Annotated in this window: 23 protein-coding genes; 16 read left to right on the top strand and 7 right to left on the bottom strand. The window is 53.5% G+C overall.

Going from position 1 to position 18,978, the window contains the following annotated elements:
- Positions 1 to 161: 161 nt before the first annotated feature.
- The 5 genes from clpX to WCX72_RS07980 form a co-directional block, all read right to left on the bottom strand.
- Positions 162 to 1,388 carry an ATP-dependent Clp protease ATP-binding subunit ClpX gene (gene clpX, locus WCX72_RS08000; RefSeq protein WP_345969295.1) on the bottom strand — a complete coding sequence of 409 codons (1,227 nt, stop codon included), beginning with the start codon at positions 1,386 to 1,388 and terminating at the stop codon, positions 162 to 164.
- Positions 1,388 to 1,984 carry an ATP-dependent Clp protease proteolytic subunit gene (locus WCX72_RS07995; protein ID WP_345969294.1) on the bottom strand — a complete coding sequence of 199 codons (597 nt, stop codon included), beginning with the start codon at positions 1,982 to 1,984 and terminating at the stop codon, positions 1,388 to 1,390. Before WCX72_RS07995 ends, clpX begins: the two co-directional genes overlap by 1 nt.
- Before the next feature lie 93 nt (positions 1,985 to 2,077).
- Entirely contained in the window at positions 2,078 to 2,944 is an 867-nt protein-coding gene (locus tag WCX72_RS07990; protein WP_345969293.1) for a hypothetical protein, read from the bottom strand.
- The gene (locus WCX72_RS07985; protein WP_345969292.1) at positions 2,944 to 3,426 is read right to left on the bottom strand and encodes a redoxin family protein; all 483 of its coding nucleotides are present in this window, start codon (positions 3,424 to 3,426) and stop codon (positions 2,944 to 2,946) included. The genes WCX72_RS07990 and WCX72_RS07985 overlap by 1 nt, the downstream gene beginning before the upstream one ends.
- A complete protein-coding gene (locus tag WCX72_RS07980; protein WP_345969291.1) occupies positions 3,416 to 3,856 on the bottom strand; it encodes a hypothetical protein in 441 nt (146 codons plus the stop codon). The genes WCX72_RS07985 and WCX72_RS07980 overlap by 11 nt, the downstream gene beginning before the upstream one ends.
- Positions 3,857 to 4,204: 348 nt before the next feature.
- Between WCX72_RS07980 and nifB the strand changes: the two genes are divergently transcribed.
- From nifB to WCX72_RS07910, 14 genes are all read left to right on the top strand, one after another.
- Entirely contained in the window at positions 4,205 to 5,587 is a 1,383-nt protein-coding gene (nifB, locus tag WCX72_RS07975) for a nitrogenase cofactor biosynthesis protein NifB (protein ID WP_345969290.1), read from the top strand.
- Between the two features lie 109 nt (positions 5,588 to 5,696).
- Entirely contained in the window at positions 5,697 to 6,812 is a 1,116-nt protein-coding gene (gene nifV, locus WCX72_RS07970; protein ID WP_345969289.1) for a homocitrate synthase, read from the top strand.
- Positions 6,803 to 7,627 (top strand): GNAT family N-acetyltransferase, encoded by an 825-nt coding sequence (locus tag WCX72_RS07965; protein WP_345969288.1) that lies wholly within the window; start codon positions 6,803 to 6,805, stop codon positions 7,625 to 7,627. The genes nifV and WCX72_RS07965 overlap by 10 nt, the downstream gene beginning before the upstream one ends.
- 12 nt (positions 7,628 to 7,639) lie before the next feature.
- Entirely contained in the window at positions 7,640 to 7,867 is a 228-nt protein-coding gene (locus tag WCX72_RS07960) for a FeoA family protein (RefSeq protein ID WP_231018409.1), read from the top strand.
- 71 nt (positions 7,868 to 7,938) lie between these two features.
- On the top strand, positions 7,939 to 8,133 hold the full coding sequence (locus WCX72_RS07955) for a CCE_0567 family metalloprotein (protein ID WP_231018408.1): 195 nt from the start codon (positions 7,939 to 7,941) through the stop codon (positions 8,131 to 8,133).
- Between the two features lie 39 nt (positions 8,134 to 8,172).
- On the top strand, positions 8,173 to 8,439 hold the full coding sequence (locus tag WCX72_RS07950) for a hypothetical protein (protein WP_345969287.1): 267 nt from the start codon (positions 8,173 to 8,175) through the stop codon (positions 8,437 to 8,439).
- Positions 8,440 to 8,441: 2 nt separating this feature from the next.
- On the top strand, positions 8,442 to 9,950 hold the full coding sequence (locus tag WCX72_RS07945; RefSeq protein WP_345969286.1) for a GNAT family N-acetyltransferase: 1,509 nt from the start codon (positions 8,442 to 8,444) through the stop codon (positions 9,948 to 9,950).
- A 327-nt stretch (positions 9,951 to 10,277) separates the two neighbouring features.
- Positions 10,278 to 11,183: a nitrogenase iron protein gene (nifH, locus tag WCX72_RS07940; RefSeq protein ID WP_345971537.1), complete on the top strand. Its 906-nt coding sequence runs from the start codon at positions 10,278 to 10,280 to the stop codon at positions 11,181 to 11,183.
- Positions 11,184 to 11,284: 101 nt separating this feature from the next.
- Positions 11,285 to 11,638, top strand: coding sequence for a hypothetical protein (locus WCX72_RS07935; protein WP_231018404.1), 354 nt, complete (start codon positions 11,285 to 11,287; stop codon positions 11,636 to 11,638).
- Positions 11,639 to 11,686: 48 nt separating this feature from the next.
- Positions 11,687 to 13,159, top strand: coding sequence for a nitrogenase molybdenum-iron protein alpha chain (gene nifD, locus WCX72_RS07930; RefSeq protein WP_231018403.1), 1,473 nt, complete (start codon positions 11,687 to 11,689; stop codon positions 13,157 to 13,159).
- Complete coding sequence (gene nifK / locus WCX72_RS07925) at positions 13,159 to 14,709, top strand: nitrogenase molybdenum-iron protein subunit beta (protein ID WP_345969285.1); 1,551 nt, start codon at positions 13,159 to 13,161, stop codon at positions 14,707 to 14,709. The genes nifD and nifK overlap by 1 nt, the downstream gene beginning before the upstream one ends.
- Positions 14,710 to 14,920: 211 nt before the next feature.
- Positions 14,921 to 15,106 carry a hypothetical protein gene (locus tag WCX72_RS07920; RefSeq protein WP_345969284.1) on the top strand — a complete coding sequence of 62 codons (186 nt, stop codon included), beginning with the start codon at positions 14,921 to 14,923 and terminating at the stop codon, positions 15,104 to 15,106.
- A gap of 10 nt (positions 15,107 to 15,116) precedes the next feature.
- Entirely contained in the window at positions 15,117 to 15,356 is a 240-nt protein-coding gene (locus WCX72_RS07915; RefSeq protein WP_345969283.1) for a hypothetical protein, read from the top strand.
- Positions 15,357 to 15,471: 115 nt separating this feature from the next.
- Positions 15,472 to 16,041 (top strand): DUF2628 domain-containing protein, encoded by a 570-nt coding sequence (locus WCX72_RS07910; protein WP_345971536.1) that lies wholly within the window; start codon positions 15,472 to 15,474, stop codon positions 16,039 to 16,041.
- Between the two features lie 19 nt (positions 16,042 to 16,060).
- Here WCX72_RS07910 and WCX72_RS07905 read toward each other — a convergent pair whose 3' ends face one another.
- Positions 16,061 to 17,227: a hypothetical protein gene (locus WCX72_RS07905; RefSeq protein WP_345969282.1), complete on the bottom strand. Its 1,167-nt coding sequence runs from the start codon at positions 17,225 to 17,227 to the stop codon at positions 16,061 to 16,063.
- Between the two features lie 9 nt (positions 17,228 to 17,236).
- A complete protein-coding gene (locus tag WCX72_RS07900) occupies positions 17,237 to 18,382 on the bottom strand; it encodes a hypothetical protein (protein ID WP_345969281.1) in 1,146 nt (381 codons plus the stop codon).
- Positions 18,383 to 18,550: 168 nt separating this feature from the next.
- Here WCX72_RS07900 and WCX72_RS07895 point away from each other — a divergent pair, with 168 nt between their 5' ends.
- Positions 18,551 to 18,763: a hypothetical protein gene (locus WCX72_RS07895; protein ID WP_231018396.1), complete on the top strand. Its 213-nt coding sequence runs from the start codon at positions 18,551 to 18,553 to the stop codon at positions 18,761 to 18,763.
- On the top strand, positions 18,763 to 18,960 hold the full coding sequence (locus tag WCX72_RS07890) for a hypothetical protein (protein WP_231018395.1): 198 nt from the start codon (positions 18,763 to 18,765) through the stop codon (positions 18,958 to 18,960). The genes WCX72_RS07895 and WCX72_RS07890 overlap by 1 nt, the downstream gene beginning before the upstream one ends.
- Positions 18,961 to 18,978: the final 18 nt, after the last annotated feature.

Here is an 18,978-nt window from a genome sequence, read left to right as displayed (position 1 = left end):
TTCCTCATGTTGAAGGGGTTTGCCGTTTCAGCCGCCGGAGATGCATACAAAACTTTCCTCTATAATACGCTCGTTGCGAGTTGAATAATCAGAAAGGAGTGTCTGGAAATCCGGGATTGGAGGGTGTGCTCCCTTGAAGGTATAGGGAGCGAAGAGAGGGATTACGCCTCGGCGCTCTCGTCCTCTTTTTTGAAGGTGTAGATCGGTTCGGTTGTCGGGTCGGCGACGACCGCCTCGGTGATCGTGACACTCTCGAGGTTCTCTCTTGAGGGGCAGCTGTACTGCAGCGGCAGCATCGCCTCTTCGATGATCCCGCGCAGACCGCGGGCGCCGACACCCTTGTCGATCGCCTGCTGGGCGATCGCTTCGAGGGCCTTCTCTTCGAACTCGAGGGTGATACCGTCCATCTCGAAGAGTGCCTGGAACTGTTTGATCAGGGCGTTGTCCGGTTCCTGGAGAATCTGGACCATCTGATCCTTGGTCAGTTCGCGCAGCTGCGCGATGACCGGGATACGCCCGATGAATTCGGGGATAATACCGTAGTGGACCAGCGCGCGCTGGTCGACTTTGAAGTCGGCAGCCATCTCGCTCTTCTGGACCTTCGCGAAGCCGACTTTATTGGTGCGCTTCGTATGCTTATCCGGCACGAGGCCGACGAAGGCGCCCCCGCAGACGAAGAGGACGTGCGTCGTATCGAAGAGGACAGTCTCCGTTGTGGAGTTTTTACGGCTCCCTTTGACCGGGACGTAGACTTCGCTGCCCTCCAGGATCTTGAGCAGACCCTGCTGGACACCCTCGCCGGAGACGTCGCGGCCCATTGTGGCGCTTTCACTTTTACGGGCGATCTTGTCGATCTCGTCGATGTAGATAATCCCGCGCTGGGCGGCTTCGATGTCGTAGTTGGCCGCGGCGAGGAGGCGTGAGAGGATACTCTCGACGTCTTCACCGACGTAGCCCGCTTCGGTCAGAGCCGTGGCATCGGCGACGGCGAAGGGGACGTTCATGATCTTGGCCAGGGACTTGGCGAGCAGCGTCTTACCGCTCCCCGTCGGTCCGAGCAGCATGATGTTCGATTTTTCCAGCTCGACATTATTGTAGATAGGGTTTTCGATCCGCTTGTAGTGGTTGTACAGCGCGACGGCGAGGACTTTTTTCGCGTCCTCCTGACCGATAATGTACTTGTCGAGGAACTCGACGATTTTCGCGGGCTTCGGCAACTCCTGGTGCAGTTTTTCCTGCTGTTCGTAGCGGACTTCCTTCTGCAGGATGTTCGAACAGGTCGTGACACACTCGTTACAGATATTGGTGTTCTCCGAAGAGAACATTTTTTTCACTTCGCTCTGCTTACGCCCGCAGAACGAACATGTTTTTTCTTCTTTGGTACTCATCAGACTTCCTTTTTCGTAATAGCATTGAGGATCTGGTCCGCCAGACCGAATTTGATAGCATCTTCAGCAATGAAGTAGTTGTCCCGATCGCTGGCTTTCTCAATGGTTTTGACTGTCGCGCCGGTCGCTTCGGCGAGGATCTTGTAGAGCCGTTTTTTGAGGCTGATAATGTGGTTGGCCTGGATCTCGATATCGCTGGCCTGGCCCTGCGCACCGCCCAGGGGCTGGTGGATCATCACTTCAGCGTTGGGGAGCACGTAGCGGTGCCCCGGTTCGCCGCAGGTAAAGAGAACGGCAGCCATCGATGCGACCATGCCCAGACCGTAAGTGTAGACCGGCGCGCTGATCAGTTGCATGGTGTCAAGGATGGCGAGGCCCGCCATGACCGAACCGCCCGGAGAACTGATATACATGTGGATCGGCTCTTCGGAATCTTCGGCTTCAAGATAAAGCAGCTGGGAGACGATAATCCCCATCATGTGGTCGTCAATCGGTTCGGTGATCATGATGACACGGTCGCCCATCAGTTTGGAAAAAAGGTCAAAATAGCGTTCGCCCCGGGGGGTTCTGTCTTTTACGGTTGGTATGTATGGCATAAGTTTCCTTTGTGTGGCTTCGCCGCGTCATCCCGCTAAGCGATCGCTCGAGATTGAGTATCGTTTGCCCCGCATGGGGCAGGTGTATATTGTTTAGATAAAGGCCTCGGTAAAGGCTTCGAGAGACATCTCGATCAGTTCGAGGTTGTGTTTTTCAACAAACTTTTTCTCTTTCTTTCCGAGCTCCTGGTCACTAATGAAGTAACCGCCCTCGAGATCGTGTGTCAGTTCGTTGGCGACCATGCGGTCGGTGTCGCGGTCGAAATAGGTACCCATAAAGAGGTACTTTTTCGTCTTGCGGTAGGTTTTGAGCACGGACGGCACGGCAAAACCGCCCATTGCCTCCGTGAGCCAGTCGACGTAGTCGGCGTCGGAGATGACAAAGCTCGGCTCCGGCAGCGGTGCTCCCATCGGCTTGAAGATTATCTTCTGGGCGTCGTCGAGGGCCTCTTCGTCTACCTGGAAGTACTTCTTGTTCTCGACATCCCACTCGTAGATCTCGTAGCGGTAGTCGTTGTCAAGAATACGGGACTTCCCGATAATGAGCGTGTGCGGTTCGAAGGCGAGCATCTCCTGCAGCTTGGCATCGCGGTTGGTGTCGATGATGAAGCGCGGAGACATGTTGAGGATCGCCTTGTGCAGCGGCGTCGGTTCAAACTCCTTGGTATAGATCCAGTTGGTCATCTGCTGGATGTAGTCGACGCCCCGGCGCTGTTCCAGGTGCATGGCGGCGCGGGAGTATTCGAACATCAGACGCGGGCTCATGGCACGGCCGTTGTTCATCATCAGGATCATCGAATCCGAGTCAAAGGGCATCTGTTCACCCTCTTTGGTCGTGATGCCTTTGAAGATTCCCAGCCCGAAATAGGGGACGGTCGTCTGGTTGCGGATCTCTTTCTTGATCGTTTCGATCAGTTCACTGTAGTCTTTGGTCTCTGTTGTTGTCATTGTTTCGCTCATTAGTGGCATCCTTTTCCGGTATAGCATTCCTGCGCAGCATAGACTTTCCGTACGGCCGTTTCGGCGTTGAACGGATCATGCAGGTTCTTGGCAAATTCATCATAGTAGAGTGCACCATCCTTGGAGATGATGAACAGGGCCTTGGTCAGCTCCCCGTCGAGGGGCTCACCGCTGAGGCGGACACCGTACCAGTCGGCGAACTCTTCGTCGCTGTCAAGCAGGAAGCGGAAGCCTTCGACCTTAGGGTCCTCGTGGGAGGTCGCGGCGACGATCAGCGACGCGGTAATGTCGTCGGCTTTCGGAAGGGCCTTGCCGATGGCTTGCAGTTCGGCGATGCAGTTGTCATCTATAAAAGGGACCGTTACGATCAGATGGGTCTTGCCGTCCTGTCCCCCGACGCTCTGTGACGTACCGTCCGGGGCTTTGAGCGTGACCTTTTCGGAAGCGTACCCGATATCTAGCGGCTGCTCTTCAAGACGCATAGTAGACGTGTTCAACTGTATTTGCAAGCGAAGCTCCTATGATGAAATTTTTGATGGCGTTCTCCGTCGTACGGATGACGGAGGGGAATTTGAACAGGTGGATGCCGCCGTTGGTCAATGCCCGTTTGGTGTTGTCGCAGAAACGGTCGGCCAGCAGGTAGCTGCAGCCGGCGAGCACTTCAAGCAGGGCATAGTGTTCGGTGATATGGCGGATGTCTTTTTGACGCTCTTCATCGCAGGTGCACGTGGTCGAAGAGGTGTCAAAAAGGCCGCACGCCGTTTTGCACCACGGGTTCATCTCGACGCTCAGCAGTGAGATGCCGACCCGGCTCTTTTCCATAACGATTTCATAAATACCGAATTTCGGGGCGGTCGAAGGGTTATCGCGATAGAGCTCAAGCTGTTGATTGAACGGGACAGCGATCTTCATGGTTTTTCCTTTACCGTCGCCCGGAATCAGGCGTACTTGCAGCGTAAATTGCAAGATGCGTTCCAGTCGGGAGTTCCCCGCCCGCCGTGGATTAGACGGAAATACGCCTTTGTGTATGAGTTGCTATTTAATAATGTTGCGGTGCAATATGGTGTGGGGTGAGGGGACAAAATTGTCGAGATTGTCGGTGGTGGTAGCCCCAACACGGGGAAAAGGGCTGGAATAGGGTTTGCAACATTGGCAGCAGAATATGATTGTAGCTACATGATGCAAGGTCAGGTTCGTCAAACCTATACATCTATAAAAGGAGCTAAAATGAGCTGCGGTTCAAGCCCAACAGAATCAGCATTGCCAGCTGATATTGCAGAAAAGGTCCACGATCACCCATGTTACTCTGAAGGAGCCCACCACCACTACGCACGTATCCACGTTGCGGTTGCACCGGCATGTAATATCCAGTGTAACTACTGTAACCGTAAATACGACTGTTCCAACGAGAGCCGTCCTGGGGTTACAAGCGAACGCCTGACGCCGGAAGAATCCGTCAAGAAGGTTATGTTCGTCGGCGGTGAAGTTCAGCGTATGAGTGTTCTTGGTATTGCCGGACCGGGGGATGCCCTCGCCAACCCGGAAAAAACATTCAAGACATTCGAAATGGTCCGCGAAAAAGCGCCTGACCTGAAACTTTGTCTCTCTACGAACGGTCTCGCCCTGCCGGACTACGTTGATGAAATGGTCAAATATGACATTGACCACATTACGGTCACGATCAACTCTGTAGACGAAACAGGTGAGATCGGTTCGAAAATCTATCCGTGGATCTACCACAACAACAAACGTATCTACGGCAAAGAAGCGGCACGCATCCTGCTCGAGAAGCAACTCGAAGGTATGGCGAAGTGTGTTGAGCACGGTATCCTCATCAAAGCGAACTCCGTTCTGATCCCGGGTATCAACGACAAGCACCTGCCGGAAGTTTCCAAGAAACTGAAAGAGATCGGTGTCTTCCTCCACAACATCATGCCGATCATCTCCGAGCCGGAGTTCGGTACGAAATTCGCCCTCGACGGTGTTCCGTCTGCGACTGACCAGCAGCAGATGGAAGTGCAAGAAGCGTGCGGTATGGATATGAAACTGATGCAGCACTGCCGCCAGTGCCGCGCAGATGCCGTCGGTCTGATCGGTGAAGACCGCGGTGCGGAATTCACGAAAGAACGCTTCGCAGAAATGAGCTTCGATGCACTCGAAGAGCATTACAACGTTGAAGGACGCAAAGAGGCGCACGCCAAGATCGAAGAGTTCCGCTTCTTCCTTGACAGAGCGAACGAGCGTGTCCGTAAAGAGAAAGCAGACCTCAGTTCTGACGGTCAGACGATCCTCGTTGCCGTGACGACAGCGGGCGAAGGGATGATCAACCAGCACTTCGGTTCTGTCAAAGAGTTCCTCATCTACGAAGCAGGCGACCTCGGTATCCGCTTCATCCACCACCGCAAACTCGACTATGAGTACTGTGCAGGACCGGATGGCACGAACCCGATCGACGCGATCGTTGAAAAACTCAAAGACTGTAAGCTGATCCTCACGGCGAAGATCGGCGGTTGTCCGCAGGATGACCTCAAAGCAGCCGGCCTCGTCGCCGACATGAGCTACGCTTATCAGCCGATGGAAGCTTCCGTCCTGAAAGCAACACGCAAATACTTCAATCTCCCCGAGGAGATGGAAGCGAACTAAGCAATCGCTGTCCCCGCTTCGGCGGGAAACAGCGGAAGGCCGCTAACAAGCAGAAAATGCTTTCGCATTTGCGTCAGATGAGACGAATTGACGAAGGTGAAGGATGGAAATGGCTTTTATCAACGACACGACGTTACGTGACGGTGAACAAGCGCCCTATGTGGCGTTCAACACCGCTGAAAAGATAGCGATCGCCCGCGCGCTTGATGCGTGCGGCGCCGATGAACTCGAAATCGGTATTCCCGCGATGGGAACGCGCGAACAAGAAGACATCCGCGAGCTTCTGGCCCTGGGGCTGGGTGCACGGATGATGACCTGGAACCGTGCGACGATGCGTGATCTTGAGGCATCGCTTGAATGCGGCGTGCCGGCCGTTGACCTCTCCATTCCCGTTTCTGACATTCTGATCGACGTCAAGTTCGGCGGTGACAAGGAACGGATGCTTTCGCAACTCGAGGCAGTCATATTGGCCGCGAAACGCGAAGGACTCTATGTCTGCATCGGAGCCGAAGACAGCTCCCGTGCCGATCTCTCCTTTATTGCCGAAGTGATGCAGCTGGGCCATGCGCTCGGTGCTGACCGTTTCCGCTACTGCGACACCGTCGGGATCCTGACACCGACGCGCACTTATGAAGCCATCAAAGCATTGGTTTCCCTCAATCTCCTTCCGATCGAAATGCACACGCACAATGATTTCGGTCTTGCCAATGCGAATGCGCTCAGCGGACTCGATGCCGGTGCACAGAGCGTCAATACAACCGTTATCGGACTGGGCGAACGGGCGGGCAACGCTTCGTTCGAGCAGATCTCGATGGCCCTCAAGCATCTCTACGGCGACGCGCGTCATATCGACGCGATGCAGATGCGTTCGCTCATCGCCATCGTCGCCGAGGCGGCGGGCGTGACCATCGCGCCGAATGCTCCCATTATCGGGGAGCGCCTTTTTGCTCATGAGAGCGGTATTCATGCCGACGGTATGATGAAAAACAGCCGTGCCTACGAACCGTTTGATGCCGAAGAGGTCGGGGGACTTCGCGCCTTCCCTATCGGCAAACATTCGGGAACCGGCACGGTCATGTACCATCTCAAACAGCTTGGTATTACTGCCGAAAAGAGTGCGCTGCACTCACTGCTGCCACGGATCCGCGAAATCGTCACGTCACGAAAGCAGGTCCTTGACGACATGGAGCTCGTATCTCTTTACAGGCAGAGCCAATGTTCATAGGATGGCTCAAATTCGCAGACGTCAGTGAACTGGTCAAGATTGCCGATACGGTAGGTTGGCTCGCTGACGGATACCATATCAAACTGATGATGATGCACTCGCCGCATCTGTGTTACGGTGCTTATGAAGACGGCAAGCTTGTCGGGGCGATTATGTCCATCGGTTTTTCCGAAACGGCGCAGATGAAATATTTCATGGTACGCCCGGAGTATCAGAAGAAGGGAATCGGCACCCGCCTTTTCAAGACGCTTCTGACGGTACTGGAGAACGATTTCCGCAAAATCTATCTCCATGCCAATCCGGACCTCGTGCCGTTTTTCGAAGCCCACGGCTTTGAATCCAATATCGAAGTGGGTCGTTTCATCAATGTCGGCAAGGTGCCGCCGTTCAACTTCACCAATGCCCATGCCAAAGAGCTTGACGGCGGCAATTTCGAGTCCGCCATCTCCGTCATCGACCATGAGACCTTCGGTGAGAACCGTCTGGACTTCCTCATGGACGAGATGGAGCGCACAAGCTCACTCAAGTTCACGCTGCCCAATGCCTTCCAGCACTCCAGCGTCGTGAACGCACGCCATGTCTATCTGGGCCCCTGGCAGGTCCGTGAAGGGCATGAGGATGAAGCGGAGAAGATGATGAAAGGGGTCCTCTATTTCCGGGGCCTCAAAAAAGTCTTTGCCGACGTTCCCCTCGGCGTGAAGCCGGTCGTGGACCTGTATGAGAAGTACCACTTCAAGCAACAACAGAAGTTCGTCCATATGAGCAAGGGCGGCAATACGATTAAGTTCGAAAATATATACGCATTTTCACTTTAAAAGGAGCCTGGAATGTGTTTACTGCAGATGAAAGTCGGTGAAATAGCAGCGGTGGACGCCATCAACGTCCACGGTGCACTGCGTGCACGCCTGCTGGCAATGGGCCTGATGCCGAATGCGCAGATCAGCATTAAGCATTTCGGCTGGTTCAAAAGCACCGTCCAGGTGATGATCAATCGTACCCTGGTAGGTCTCCGCAAAGAGGAAGCTGCCCTGATCGAGGTCCATAAAGTGGCCTGAGGGCCTCTTTGCAAAGACGATTTCGGTCGTGTTTGCAGAGGGGCCTGAACCACCTCGAACAAGGAGATAGAATGTCAGCTGATGCAAAAGAACTGAAAAAAGAGTTGGCCAAACGCAAACGTCTGGCGGTCGAGATCGCTTCTGAGATCCACGATATCGTTGAAGATACGCTCTGGACCGATTATGTCAAAATGCCGGAACTGAGTGAAAAACTTCGTGTTGCCGTCGAAGAAGCCAACACGTTCAAGACTGAAAACGGTCTTTGATCCTCCCCGCCATGGACGCCTGTCCTGCGGAGGCTAATCATGCGCACTAAAGAAGAGATCCTCCGGATGGAGATCTGCGAATGCGGCGAAAAAAACGTGGCCGAGGCCATCGACATCTTTCAAAATACCTCCCTCCCATTTAAAAAAGCAAAAAAACTTGTGACCGAATGCAATAAGAGTTGTTGCCGCGCGGCACTGGTAAAATTGTACGACATGAACCAGTTCGGTACCTATGATTTTGAAGAGATCGAACACCTCATTGAACAGCGCCTCGAGCGGATACGCCGTTTGGCGGAAGGAGAGTGAGTATGCCCGAAAGGCAATGGGAGACACTGCGCGCATGGCTGATGGAACAGCGGGCCATTTCATCGGAGATCAAAACACCCGCTGAGGTGAAGCGCCTTGATCTCAGCAGCCGTTCCCTGCAGCAGCTGCCCGAAGCGTTCGGACTGCTCAGCGAACTGGTCGCGCTCAATCTGGGCAACAACAAGCTTTCATCCCTGCCGGATTCCATGGCGTCGATGACGAAACTGAGCAACGTCGATCTTCGGCGCAACGTTTTCACGGCCGTTCCGGCCATCCTGGGAATGTCCCCGATCCGTTCGCTCAACCTCAGCGGGAACCGCATCGGCGACGTTTCAGAACTGAGCCGTTGCACGACGCTCCGGGTCCTCGATCTCAGCGGCAACGTTCTCGAAAGTTTTGAGCGCTGTCTGAGCGTACCCAACGAACTCCGCACCCTCAACCTCGCGACCAACTACATTAAAGATATCTCCGCGATGCCGGCCCAGCTCACGTCCGTCGAACGGCTGAACCTCGAAGGCAACCTGATCATAAGTGTCCCACCGGAGGCGGCGTACTTCAGTTCCCTGCTGGAGCTGGATCTTTCCGACAACCGTATCGAGACGATCGACAAGGCCTTTTTCACCCTGGGGGTGGAATCGGTCAATCTCGCCTCGAACCGTATCCGCCACATCGCCTTGCACGGGCTGGAGGAGCTCGAGGTGCTGACGCTCGACGATAATGCGCTCGCTTCGTTGGAGATTGCGGACGATTTTGCTCCCTATCTGCGGGCCTTCTCCTGCGACGGCTGCGGGCTGACGGCATTCCCGATGGTGCCGTCGACCGCCCTGGGGTCTCTGTGCTACTCCTCCAACGCCATTGCCGAGGTGCCCGAATCGATCAGCCGCTATGCCGAACTGTACGAACTCGATATCGACGGTAACGCTATCGTGGATCTTCCCGAAGCGCTGGCGAATATGAAGAACCTGAAGTCGCTCTATATCGGCGACAATCCGCTGAACGAACATGCGAAGCTCGTCATCGAAGTGCTCCACCCGGAGATCTGCGATATCAATATGAAAACGGGGATCACCATCGAACCGGCAACGGAGGCGGACCTGCCGCATATGGCGGGACTGCTGGGGGTGCTTTTCGCGATCGAACAGGATTTCGAGATCGACTTCGACAAGCAGCTCTCGGGGATCGCGAAACTCTACACCCACGAAGGGACCGACCTGCTTGTCGCGCGTCACGAGGGGAAGGTCGTCGGCATGCTGACGATGCAGCGTCTCATCTCCAGCGCCGAGGGGGATTTTGTCGGACAGATCGAGGACCTCGTCGTGTTACAGGAGTACCGTAAGATGGGTGTGGGCAGCCGTCTCATCAACAAAATGCGTTTCATGGCACAGTCGTACGGCTACAAACGCATCCAACTCGCCGCGGATATCGACAATGAAAACGCACTGCACTTCTACACCCGGCGCGGTTTTCGCCGCACCAATCTCACCGTCTTTCATTTTAAAAATAATATTTAAGCTTCAAAGCCCCTGTTTAGGGGGGTTACACACACTTTGTCGCATCTGCGACAATTTTTGTCCTCTTTACGACAATTTTGATGTTCGTATGTCGTTCCTGATTTTGAGAATTCCTTTCAGTAGAAAAACCCTTCAAAGCCCCTTGTTTAGGTGCTTTCGAGCGTTTTGCGACAAAATGTCGGCGCTGCTGCAAATCCTATTCTTACAAATTTGTCTCTTTTTCCTATTGTTGTGCGTATTTTTCAGAAATGTCAGGAATTGTCGCTGAAAAAACCGGGAACGCATCATGCACCAACTACGGCGAAGTACATCTACAAGGAGAAAAAAATGGCTGAACTTCGTCAAATCGCATTCTATGGTAAAGGTGGGATTGGTAAATCTACTACTTCCCAAAATACTCTGGCCTCTATGGCTCACTACTTTGATAAGAACATCATGATCGTTGGTTGTGACCCGAAAGCGGACTCAACTCGTCTGATCCTTCACGAGAAAGCACAGTCTACAATTCTGCAGCTTGCTGCTGAAATGGGTACTGTTGAGGACCTTGAACTCGAAGATGCAATGAAACCGGGTGCAGGTATTTTTGCTCCTGACGCACCGGGCGGTTGGATCAACTGTACAGAGTCTGGCGGACCAGAGCCGGGTGTTGGATGTGCAGGACGCGGTGTTATTACTGCAATTAACTTCCTCGAAGAAGAAGGCGCTTACGAAGAAGAAGGTCTTGACTTCGTTTCTTACGACGTTCTCGGTGACGTTGTTTGTGGTGGTTTCGCTATGCCGATCCGTGAAGGTAAAGCTCAGGAAATCTACATCGTTATGTCTGGTGAGATGATGGCAATGTATGCTGCTAACAACATCTCTAAAGGTATTCTGAAGTATGCAAACACTGGTGGCGTTCGCCTTGCTGGTCTGGTTTGTAACGCTCGTATGACTGACAAAGAGTATGACCTTGCTATCGCACTGTCTAAAGACCTCGGCACTCAGATGATTCACTTCGTACCGCGTAACAACATCGTTCAGCACGCTGAACTTCGCCGTATGACTGTTGTTGAATACAGCCCGCAGTCTGACCAAGCTCTTGAGTACAAAGAACTTGCTCGCAAAATCATCGCGAACGACATGAAAATCATCCCGACTCCGCTCGAGATGGACGACCTCGAAGACCTTCTGATGAAATACGGTCTTGAAGAAGAGGCTGACGAAGAAAACGTTGGTAAGGCTGCAGAAGCGTAATCGCCTTTGGCTTTCCTTGGTTGAAAGATGCGTTTTCCCCTTCGGGGGAATAAAAATTCTCATAATGAAAAGAAAAAAACAGACAAAGAAGGAGAATTATTATGTTTATTCTTGGTTTCCACTTCCCAGCAGATATGGGGAATTCAATCCCGGACGAAAAAGTTGTTGAAAAACTGGATAACTCAGGCGTTGATTTCGGCAGCGTCAGCGAAATTAAAATGATGATGGAAAGCCGTGAAGGTCAAAAAGAAGAGCTTTCTTATACGAACAAAGATACGTTCATGTTCAAAGCACTTGTACACTACGCTACAACGGCTGAGTCTGACTACATGATCTATACAAACCGCTATCAGATTGCAGAGCTCTCCAAGCGTCTCGATGCAGGCGATGACGAGACTATGGCCCTTTGTAAGAAATTCGACTCTATGGCTCAGTTCCGTATTACGGCAGCGTAAGCAAACTATTAAATTATAGATTCTTTAAAAGACATAGAGGAGGATATTATGGGTCCAGAATCATTGGAAGCAAAACAAAAAGCAGCGATTGAAGAGGTACTCAAGGCGTACCCGGAGAAAGCTGCAAAAAATCGTGCTAAGCACCTCGGTGTAGGTTCACCGGAGGATGAAAGCCAAAAAACTTGCGGTAACGTTCGTTCGAATAAGAAAACTGTTCCGGGTGTCATGAGCCAGCGTGGTTGTGCTTATGCCGGTTCTAAAGGTGTTGTTTGGGGTCCGGTTAAAGATATGGTTCATATCTCTCACGGTCCGATCGGTTGTGGTCAGTACTCACGTGCCGGCCGTCGTAACTACTACATCGGTACAACCGGTGTCGATACATTCGTTACGATGAACTTCTCTTCCGACTTCCAGGAAAAAGACATCGTCTTCGGCGGTGACAAGAAACTGGCTGTCTGTTTCGAAGAAATCGACGCACTGTTCCCGCTGAACAACGGTATCACTGTTCAGTCTGAGTGTCCGATCGGTCTGATCGGTGACGACATCAACGCGACTTCTAAAGTTTACGCGAAAGCGACTGGTAACACGATCGTTCCGGTTAACTGTGAAGGTTTCCGCGGTGTTTCTCAGTCTCTGGGTCACCACATCGCGAACGATACTGTCCGTGACTACGTCTTCGACGGCAACGTTGAAACACTGGGTGACGCTATCGAGCCGACTGAGTACGACGTTGCGATCATCGGTGACTACAACATCGGTGGTGACGCATGGTCAAGCCGTATCCTTCTCGAAGAGATGGGTCTGCGTGTAACTGCTCAGTGGTCAGGTGATGCTACGCTCAAAGAAATGGCACAGACGCCGAAGGTTAAACTGAACCTCCTGCACTGCTACCGTTCTATGAACTACATCTCCCGTCACATGGAGAAAGAGTTCGGTATTCCTTGGGTTGAATACAACTTCTTTGGACCGACTCAGACTTACAAGTCTCTGCGCAAGATCGCTGCATTCTTCGACGAGAAGATCCAAGCGAAATGTGAAGAAGTCATCGCTAAGTATGAGCCGATGATCAACGCTGTTGTCGACAAATACCGCCCGCGCCTCGAAGGCAAGCAGGTAATGCTGTTCGTCGGTGGTCTCCGCCCGCGTCACGTTATCGGTGCTTACGAAGACCTCGGTATGGAAGTTATCGGTACGGGTTACGAATTCGCACACGACGATGACTACAAGCGTACAAAAGACGAGATCATGCGTTCAACTGTCATCTACGATGACGTCAACGAATACGAACTCGAAGCGTTTGTCAAGAAACTTGAGCCGGACCTCGTTGCTTCTGGTATTAAAGAAAAATACGTCTTCCAGAAAATGGGTCTGCCGTATCGCCAGATGCACTCTTGGGACTACAGCGGTCCGTACCACGGATTCGACGGTTTCGCGATCTTCGCATCCGATATGGACCTCGCGATCAACTCTCCGGTTTGGGGATATAGCAAAGCACCTTGGGAAACGGAAGGAGAAGCCTAATGCAGAATGTAGATAAAATCGACAACGGTAAGAACCTTTTCCAGCATCCTGAGTACCGGGATGTCCTGGCAAACAAAAAACAGTTCGAGGGTGCCTGGGGCGCCATCGACAAAGAAAAAGTCGCCGAAGTCGCTGAGTGGACTACAACGTGGGATTACCGCGAGAAAAACCTCCAGCGTGAAGCGATCACCGTCAACCCGGCAAAAGCATGTCAGCCCCTCGGTGCTGTCATGGTTGCTCTCGGTTTCGAGAACTGTATGCCGTACGTTCACGGTTCACACGGTTGTGTTGCTTACTTCCGTTCATACTTTACACGTCACTTCAAAGAGCCGACACCGTGTGTTTCCGACTCTATGACTGAAGACGCGGCGGTATTCGGTGGTCTGGTCAACATGAAAGACGGTCTGAAAAACTGTGCAGCAGTTTACAAGCCGGACATGATTATGGTTTCTACCACTTGTATGGCAGAAGTCATCGGTGACGACCTCTACGCGTTCATTACTGCAGCGAAAGAGGAAGACGGCGGTGTTGACCTTCCGGAATCATTCCCGATCCCGTACGCACACACTCCGTCTTTCGTCGGTAGCCACATCACTGGTTACGACAACATGATGCACGGTACAATGCAGCAGCTCACTGAAGGGAAGAAAACTGAAGAGGTCAAAGACCGCATCAACATCATCCCGGGCTTCGAAACGTACATCGGTTCTATCCGTGCGGTCAAAACGATCGTAGAGAAGATGGGTGCAGACTACATCATGCTCGGCGACCACTCTGATCAGTGGGATATGCCTGCAGGTGAGTACAACATGTTCGCCGGCGGTACTAAACTGGAAGATGCAGCTGACTGTATCAACTCCAAAGCGACTATCTCTCTGCAGAAGTACGCGACTCCGAAAACCATGAAAATGGTTCAGAAGCGCTGGAAATCCAAAGAGAGCACAACATGTAACCCGGTAGGCCTGAAAGGGACTGACGAGTTCATCATGAAGCTTTCCGAGCTGACTGGTAACGAAATCCCGGCAGAACTGAAGATCGAGCGCCAGCGCCTGGTCGATGCAATGCAGGATAGCTACCCGTACATGCACGGTAAGAAATTCGCGATCTGGGGCGACCCTGACTTCCTGATCGGTGTTGTTTCCTTCCTGCTCGAAATGGGTGCGGAACCGACACACGTACTGTGCCACAATGCACCGCGCGGCTGGGAAGATGAGATGCGTGCGCTTCTCGACACTTCACCGGCTAAAGACGACCTGAACGTCTGGGCAGGTAAAGACCTGTGGCACATGCGTTCATTCCTCTTTACTGAGCCTGTCGATTTCATGATCGGTAACTCTTATGGTAAAGAGCTGATGCGTGATACGGGTACTCCGCTCATCTACATGGGCTTCCCGATCTTTGACCGTCACCACCTGCACCGCTACTCACTGAGCGGTTATGAAGGTGCGCTCAACATGCTCACGCAGATCACGAACAAAGTTCTTGATCAGCTCGACGAAGAGACGAAGGGTATCGCTACGACGGACTACTTCTTCGACCTTATCCGCTAAATCTCTTCCCCCGGGGAGAGGGATACCTGTTTTTTTTGAGTTTCGCCGCGGCCCCACGGCCGGTTCGGACCGCTGGGGCGGCACCGGGGCGTCTTCTTCGGACCCCCGACTTTCTCTCTCCTCAATTCATGTTGCTCCCTTCGGGGAGCGCTTCATCCACACATCTTTCAAGTACGATTTTTGCATAAGTTGCGGAAAAAAGGACACACGAATGGCCGTTTCCGACAAGATCAAGGAAAATCTGATGAAAGAGATCTACACCAACATCGACAAGCTTTACGACTTTATGGAGCAGCACTACGCGCTCAGCGATGAACACCACGATCTCGTCATCCGGGAACTCAACAAACTCAAAGACCAGTTCTACCTGATCTCCAACAACAGCAAACTCTCCTAGGAAGCCCCGTATGCCTGCGCAGTACCACGTCGTCATCGAAAAGCTCTGCGGCTGTGCGAAAAAAAAGGATCTCGAGCAGATCCGCAGCTTCTACAGCCGCGAAGAGGCGGAGGAGCATGCGTACGAATGGGCGGACACCCTCAACAACAGCTTCTGCGGCAAACACGGTTTCGACGTCAAGGAGACGGGCGACAACTTTGTCATCTCCGTCGAAGAGGGCGGTTTCGTCGAAGCGTGCGAACTCTACTAGCGGCAGATGATCTGCGCCAAACATTCACGATATTAAATGCATTTTCTGATAACATAAGAGCCCTTTACAGGGTGGCAGCCCGAGAGGATCAAGGACAATCCGAGGAGTTTATGTGATGGAAAATCAAGCGAATACGGAAGCGGAAGCCGTCGAAGAAGTGCCGACGGCATCTGAAGAGGAGCATGCCCGCGGCATCCACTATGATGACGCGATGCTCGACGCCTTTGTGCAGAAGCCGGAGAAGTTCGCCTGGTACAAGCGTACCTTCGCAAAGTTCAACCGGAACGGCGTCGACGGCTTCGCCTGGAGCTGGTCCTGGTGGGCCTTCTTCGTGACCTTCTGGTTTCTGCTCTACCGTAAAGCCTATCTTGCGGCAATAGGGTATTTCGGCGCCGCACTGCTTTTCTCGTTCCTGTCGCTCGGCATTATCGGCACACTGATCTTCATGATCATCTCCGGGGGGACCGCGCCCTATTTTGTCTACAAAAACTATCGTGAGCTGCAGCGCAGGGCGGAGGCTGCTTCGACGGATACAGAGGTGCGCATCGAAACGATGAAGCAGCTCGGAGGCTACCATAGCTGGGTCGTTGTCGTCGCCGCCATCATCAATGTCCTGCTGCTGCTAGGCATCCTGCTGGGGTTCCTGGCCCTCGGCGTTGTCCTGACCAGCACTAGCCAGGGATAACGGCCCAAAGGGACGTGCTTTAGAGGCCCCGTTGTGCGAAGAGCGTGATCGCCATCTGCTGCGCGGCGAGAATGGAAGCCTGCACGGCGGCGATGTTCATGTTCATCGACTGCTGGGTGGAAAGGATCTGGTCCGCCTGCAGTCCGATGTTGTCAGCCATGGCCAGGATGAGATCGGCCTCTTCGAGGATGCGGTTGGCCATGACCCCGATATCGGCGGAGAGCTGCAGCATGCTTTTGAGCGAGGTGTAGAGCGTGGGGTCTGAGGTCATGGACTCCATGCCGCCGATCGCGACGACATAGCCGTCCACCGCGGTGGAGAGGGAGCGGAGCATCACCGCGAGATTGCCCAGGTCGACCAGGGTGTCCGCGGAGACGTAGAAACGGTTATGGACCGAATTCGCCGTGATATCGCTATAGACGGATTCGACTTCGCCCAGGTACTGACGAACGTCCCAGGAGACGGCTTCGAGTTCCATGGACATCGTCCACGGCGTGAGGCTGACGGCATCCATGCGCTGCGCCAGGAAGTCGCCGCTCGATTTCAGCCCCTCCAGTTGACTGTTGAAACTGTTCGATTGCATCACCGAGACCAGCGCGAGCATATTTTTCTGCGTCTGCAGCAGGGTCGACTGGGTGAGGGCGACGTTGTCGTTTTGCAGCTGCTGGGTCTCGAGAATACGGTCGGCCATCAGTCCGATGTTGTCCGACATGATCAGGATCTTGTCCGCCATCTCGCCGATGCGGTCCGCCATCGTCCCGATATCGTCGGAGAGCTGGAGCATCGCCGTGATGCCGTCGCCCAGGGTGGCGGCGTTCATGGACGAGGAGAGCATCTGGAGGTCCGTGGAGAGATTCAGCGCCTCACTGGAGAGGCTGAGGACCGTCACGGTGTACTGGTCGAGCGCCGTCAGCACGTCCGCGTCCACCTGGAGCGGGGCGGCAAGACTGGCGTCGATACGGCTGATCTCGTTGACGAGATCGCGCGCCGCGGTGTTCGCCTGAAGCAGCGGGGCGCAGACGCTGTCGCTGCCGAGGTTGATCGCTTCGAGCTGGCTCTTGAAGGCGGCGACGTTCGCATCGGCGGTCTGCAGGTCGGTCAGCAGCGCTGCGTTGAGCGGGAGCCAAGCGGTTAGCACGGCGCCGAAAAGCAGCAGGGATTTCATAGGGTTTTTAAATGTTTTCACGGTGCCTCCTTAGGGGTTCATGGACTGGAACAGGGTGATCATGGCGCTCTGCGCACTGAACATGGAGTGGAACATCGTCTCGAAGCTCCCCTGCTGCAGCTCCTGGGTCTGGCGGATGCGGTCGGTCATGATGCCGATGTTGTCGGCCATAACGATGATTTTGTCCGACATCTCCATAATGCGGTTGGACATGGTGCCGACGTCGTAGCTGAGCTTCAGCATGTTGGCGATCGCCGCTTTCAGCACCGCAGAATCGGTCTGATCGGAGAGGGATTCGATGGCGGCTGCGAAGGTTTGGAGGCTGTCGCCCATACCCTGGTGGATCTGGGAAAGGTCGCCGAACATCGTCAGGGTGCCGTCGCTGGGTTCTATGACCGCGAGCTGGTTGTTTTTGGCGGCCCACTCGTAGAGGTTTTTTGTGGAGATCATCAGCCGCGAAGCGTTGACTTCGAGCTGTTGCAGCTGGACGTCCATCGTCGTTTCCGAGAGGGTCGTTGCCGCCATGGCGTCGGCAAGTGCCTGGCTTTTGGTGATCAGATCGGCCAGCGTGGCGTCATAGATCTCCGGCATGAGGGCATCGCTGAGCGCGATCATGTTGTTCTGCGTCTGCAGCACGGACTCCTGCGTGAGGCGGACATTGGCGTTTTGCAGCTGCTGGGTGATGAGGATACGGTCCGCCATGATGCCGATATTGTCGGCCATGACAAGGATACGGTCCGCCATTTCGAGGATGCGGTCGGCCATGGTCCCGATATCGTCCGAGAGGCGGAGCATCGCCGCCGTCAGCAGTTCGAAATTGGAGCGTTCATAGCAGCTACCGCTGGTCTGCAGCCCCGTGGAGATGCGGAAACTGTTCTGGGCCATCTGCAGCGCCAGCGCCGCGAGGCTGTCGAGGGAATCGAGGTCGTCAATACTGACCGAATAGGGGGAGGGGATGTGGGTGTATACCATCTGGATAGAGGCGATATACTCCTTCATAGACGTATTGAGTGTCCCGAGCTCGCTGCAGGAGCCCTCCTGGGCAAAGCTGAAGGCGGCGAGTTCGCCGTTGAGGGTTTCGCCCTGGGTGACGAGACCCTGCAGGTCCGTTGTCGTCGACGCGTGAGCGCTCTGCCACAACAAGAAGAGCATAATCATGAGACTTTTTCGAATCAAAAGTATTCCTTGAAAATTGGTATTTGGGGGCGGAATATTATCGTAAATTATATTACGTATTTATATTAATCCTATGCTAAATGTTGCATTCAAGAATAGAGTCGAGTGAAAAGGGGGCTTCTGGAACGGGGTATGCAGAACAACGGGAACTCAAAAAAAGGATTACAGATGGAATACCATGTTGTAGTAGAGAAAATGTGCGGATGCGCGAAGCGCAATAATATGCCGCAGATCAAGACCTTTGATGACAAAGAAAATGCCCTGATGGTTGCCCGCGCCTGGGCGCAGCAGCTTAACGAATCTTTCTGCGGCAAGCATGAATTCAACGTAATCTCTGTCGACGACAACTACGTCATTTCTGTCGGTGAAGGCAGCTTCTGATGGAAGAGGAAACGTTCTTCTACTGCCAGGAGTGCAACGGGAAAATCACCCTGGACCAGCTGGCACTTCTCAATGAAGGCAAATGCCCGCACTGCGGCTCGCTCGCCGGTTTCTCCACCAATCCGAAAGGAACCGAGGACGGCTTTGAAAAAGCGAGAGTCCTTAACGATTCGGATTTTCTCAACGGGAACTTCTGATACGGAGTTCCGGGAGCT

The sequence above is a fragment of the Thiomicrolovo immobilis genome (genome assembly GCF_039645955.1).
Taxonomy (GTDB): domain Bacteria; phylum Campylobacterota; class Campylobacteria; order Campylobacterales; family Sulfurimonadaceae; genus Thiomicrolovo; species Thiomicrolovo diazotrophicus.
Note: the sequence above shows the minus strand (reverse complement) of the source record. Positions and strands in the feature narration are given on the sequence as shown.